The organism is Streptomyces sp. NPDC094034 (assembly GCF_040303865.1).
Taxonomy (GTDB): Bacteria; Actinomycetota; Actinomycetes; order Streptomycetales; family Streptomycetaceae; genus Streptomyces.
Map to the genome: position 1 here is coordinate 1 of NZ_JBEOUD010000101.1, position 4123 is coordinate 4123.

Below are 4123 nucleotides of genomic sequence, written 5' to 3' on the forward strand. Positions count from 1 at the left end.
CCACCCCCGCAACTACCTGGCCTTCCTCGGCCTCGCCGCCGCCCTCTGCTGCTACAAACGCCTCACACGACTCACCACATAGGACACGGTCTTAGGCTCAGGCAGAGCATCGACCATACATAGGACCTTGGTGCGTGGCTCATCACCACCGACTCAACGTCCGGTGCCCGGCGTCGAGCGGTCTCAGCGGGGCAGTATTCAGAATCCGATTAGCCCGGCAACAGTTGCGCAAGTGAGGGCTCCGACTGCGCACAGATCGGCAATCCATACGACAGTGAAGCGAGTGGTCATCATGACTTGTTCGGATTCTCTGTGTTGTCGTTTGAGTCGGGTTGTTACTCTTTTCGCCGCGCGTTCCGTCGAGCCGACGAAGTGGTCGATGATCGAACCGCCGAAACCAGTGGAGCGAATTTCGATTCCTTGGCGGGTAGCGATAGTCAGGGTGCCATTTCCGCTTGATGTGACATTGGTGATCATTTTGTACGGGATGGTGTAAGTCACCAGCGGGTTGACAATGGTCAATGAGGATTCCTCAAGTAGGATCCGGGATCCCCAGATTCGGTGCGCGATAGTGATCATGCCAAGGCTGACCGCCACTCCTGCCAACGGCCCGCCCCTGAGGCCGTAAGTGAGGCTCACCGTCAAACCGATTGCCGCCATACCGAAAGCGAGCGTGAAGGTCCACGACATGACCTTAAATGACCCTCGTCGCAGCACCTCTTTTCGAGGTGATTTCGGCATGATTCTCACACTTTCGTTGGTTCGGAGACGGGGTGTCGGAGTCCGGTGGTGAGACGAAGGCTACCGCCCCACCACCGGGTAGTGCGCTGTCAGCATGCCCCCACATAAGCTCCAAGGCTTGCGCTACCGGAGCTGCAGAATGCTGTATTGAGTCCGGCGTTGGTACCCATATTGCCGTAAGTGGTTCCCCAGTCGATTGCCCCTCCCGGGTTTTCGGCCGTCACCGAGGACTTGCGGCCTCCGCCTACACCGCGAACTCCGGGAACCTTTGTCCTGTAGACGCGAGGAATCTTGGCGATCGCTCCTGCGCTGTGTGCAGCGCTCCAGCTCGCTTGGCCTCCGAAAACTCTGCCATAGGTGGCTGCAGCTCCGCCGCCGACGGCTACCCAAGCCAAGTCTTTCGCCAAGGCTCGTCCATTCCATTCCCCATATCCGACACCGTCTCCCAAAAATTTTGCAGCTGCGATACCTGCCCCTACGGCTATACATGTGCCCGCACTGGCGACTACGCATACGCCAAATCCGACAATGCCGGAGTGGGTTTTGATGTTTTCCCAATGGTTGCCGACCCATTGGCCGGCAGTAGTGCCCTTGGCGTTGTCCCAGGCGGCGCCGAATTCTCCCGCCTTAATGTTGCCCCAGATGCCGTCTTTTTTGCGGCGTTCTGCGTTGGCTTTATCTTTGGCGGCTTTGGCTTGTGCTGCTGCTCTGGCGTCGGCTTGTGCTTGTTCGGCTGCTTTGGCTCTGGCTTGGGCTTGGGCTACTTGTGGGGATTTCTTGCCTGGTGTGGTGATGGCTTTGCCGTTGGTTCCGATGTAGGAGCCGATGTGGTAGCGGTTGCCGGTTGATGCGTTCTTGACGTAGCGGACGGGGTCGCCTTTGACTTGGCCGGTGCCGCCGATGGGGTAGCCGTCCCCCGTCACCCAGTCCGACCCCACCAGCCTCTGCCCCGCCGACCTCTGCGGCAACGGTGTTGTGGGCGTAGCTGTAGGCGTTCATCTGGGCGGGTGTGTTGATGTCGATGACGGGGTCGACGGAGAGGAAGCGTCCGAGGGCGGGGTCGTATTCGCGGGCGCCGAGGTGGGTGAGGCCGGTGGGGTCGTTGGTGCCGCCGACGAAGCCGCGGGTGCCGGGGATCTGGGTGCATTCTTGGGTGCGAAGAGGGCATCATCGCCCGTGCTGTGGCTGCTCGCGGAGCGACGGTATGGGGTATCGACCCGTCGCCCCAGATGATCGAGCACGCTCGGAGCACCGAGAAGAGCCAGCCCACCGGAGCGGTCTTCTCAGTCGACGACGGATGCACACTGGCCACGGTCGCCACTGCTTCCGTCGAGTGGGTGACCGCCGGGCTCTCGCTGAACAACGTGCCTGATCTCAATGCCGCACTCGCTGCTGTCCACCGGGTCCTTAACCCGGGTGGCGCCCTCATCTTCACGGTCCCGCACCCCTGTTTCGAGGCGCCACACGCCACGTGGGCGCAGGCCGGAGACGGAACCACGCGCAGAGTCGTCGGCGACTACCTCACCGAAGGCTTCTGGCGATCAAGCAACCCCAACGGCGCCCGTCGAGCCGGAAACCAGAACCGGAAGCTGTCCACCTATATCACCGCACTGATGCGCAACGGCTTCAAAATCGCAGCCGTCGACGAGCCGACACCAGACCCTCGTGTCGTTGCCGCCCAACCCCAACGCTCCGGGCTGCCACCCTTCATACTCTTCGATGTGCGTCGAGCGTGATCCTGCACCGACAACCACTCACCCAGCGTGCTCACTGCACGGAAGCTGAGCCAGAACTACGAGTTGTGGAACCTCACCGGCTCGGGAATCGATCCCGTCCTGGTAGGCCCAGGCGGTGAAGTCGGCTGGTCACACTGATTACCGCCGCGACCGGCACCGTCGCGGCCCCTGTCGAAGAACCGTCGGCTGGACCGCGTCGAGTCCACCCGCATCACTGCGGCCGCCGCCCCCCCAGTCGACTTGTCGGCAGGAACAGTGGGAGAGCTTCCTGCGCCGCCGGGGCTGCGGATGGGCTGGGCGGGGGAGTCGGCACGCTTCGTATGACGCGGCCCGGTGGTCGAAGTCACTGTCCGCACTGGGTGGCCTTGCGGTCGTCCTGCCGCACCGCCTGCCCGGCGCCGCGGCTTTGGCGATGTGACGACCGCAGCTGACCGCCAGGCATCAGAACGCTACGACTGCTGAAGCGGAGTCGTCGTTGAGGAGCCGGCGGGCGATCGTCCAGCGTTCTGCGCAGAGGGTGAAGGGGAGTTGAGGGCGGCTGGCCCGGTTCGAGCGCGCCAGCCGCCCCTTCTGGTCCGGTTGTTCACGGCCGGGTGTCGCCCCAGGCCCGCGGGCGGGGCCTGCTGTCACCGTCGGGCCGGTCGCTGTTGGGCATACCTGGAAGACGAGAGTCTGCAGGGGCGCGTGCGGGGAGATCGAGGCGGAGATCACCCAGCGGCTGGAGAAAGAAGCCGGCTCCCTGTGTCAGCACATCCGCCGAAGTGCCCTTCAAGGTGGCTTCAAGTGCGCTCCGCTGGAGGTCTCCACTCGGCGAAGACCTGACCGTAGCGGTCGGCGGACATCTCGTGGACGCGCTTGGCCAGGATCTCCGCGTCCTGGGCGTCGGCGGCGAACTGGCCGAGCACGGACCCGTCCGGGCCGGAGATGGTCAACACCGCAGCGGCGGGCCCCGGCACGACGCCGTACCTTCAGCGTCTGATGGGCAGGCACCAGCAGTGACGGCAGCAACCCCCGTCTGCGACGCCCTGGTCCTCAAGGCCCTCGCCTGGGTGCGCGTCCTGGCCTCACCGGGGTGGTAGCGGCCCCCGGGCGAGGACCGTGACGCCCACCGCTCCGGTGTAGAACTCGCCTACTGGACCAGCCGGCAGGTCCGCCGAAGCGGCCTGTGCCTGTCCTGCTCGATGCGCGAGAGCGAGCCCGACATCCTGTTCTGCGAACAGCGGCGGATGCCGCAATTTCGCCCGCCTCCTGGGGACCCTGGCGTGACGAAGGCCCCGTACAGTTGGAAGCGGTCCGGCCCGGAGGCACATTGGCCTGCCTCCAGCCCGAACTGTCCCTAACCATCAGGTTGTGGCCTGGAAGAGCAGGACAGCCACAGCAAGGGACAGCAGGGCGACCGCGGCCACTTCGAGGGCAAGCGAGCAGACAAGCAACCGTGCCGCTGAGCGGTTCGCATCACGCAGGCTGTCGAGCAGGTCCAATCGAGCCTTGTGCGATGTCGAGAATGGATCCGAGTCGGAGCCGTCCCAGGCTTCTCGCAGCCATCGAGTACTAAGAAGCCATCTCATTTGGCTGGTTCGGTAGCCTGTCTGTGTGGGAATCGTTGAGCGGCTGGTGCCGGACGAGCTGTGGGAGTTGTTCCAGCG

5 protein-coding genes and 1 pseudogene are annotated in these 4123 nt (G+C 64.0%); 1 reads left to right on the forward strand and 5 read right to left on the reverse strand.

What is annotated here, in order from left to right; translation table 11 throughout:
* Nucleotides 1–198 precede the first annotated feature (198 nt).
* From ABTZ59_RS36865 to ABTZ59_RS36875, 3 genes and pseudogenes are all read right to left on the reverse strand, one after another.
* Nucleotides 199–690 (reverse strand): hypothetical protein, encoded by a 492-nt coding sequence (locus ABTZ59_RS36865; protein WP_351425803.1) that lies wholly within the window; start codon nucleotides 688–690, stop codon nucleotides 199–201.
* 140 nt (nucleotides 691–830) lie between these two features.
* Entirely contained in the window at nucleotides 831–1664 is an 834-nt protein-coding gene (locus ABTZ59_RS36870) for a hypothetical protein (protein WP_351425806.1), read from the reverse strand.
* Nucleotides 1665–1725: 61 nt separating this feature from the next.
* Nucleotides 1726–1878 (reverse strand): annotated as a pseudogene (locus ABTZ59_RS36875) (RHS repeat-associated core domain-containing protein); the annotation flags it as partial.
* Between the two features lie 44 nt (nucleotides 1879–1922).
* On the opposite strand from ABTZ59_RS36875, the gene ABTZ59_RS36880 reads away from it, so the two are divergent.
* Entirely contained in the window at nucleotides 1923–2477 is a 555-nt protein-coding gene (locus ABTZ59_RS36880) for a class I SAM-dependent methyltransferase (protein ID WP_503003867.1), read from the forward strand.
* A 779-nt stretch (nucleotides 2478–3256) separates the two neighbouring features.
* Here ABTZ59_RS36880 and ABTZ59_RS36885 read toward each other — a convergent pair.
* Nucleotides 3257–3433, reverse strand: coding sequence for a hypothetical protein (locus ABTZ59_RS36885; RefSeq protein ID WP_351425809.1), 177 nt, complete (start codon nucleotides 3431–3433; stop codon nucleotides 3257–3259).
* A gap of 387 nt (nucleotides 3434–3820) precedes the next feature.
* Nucleotides 3821–4123 (reverse strand): hypothetical protein (locus ABTZ59_RS36890; protein ID WP_351425812.1); only part of this gene is annotated, 303 nt, incomplete at its 5' end.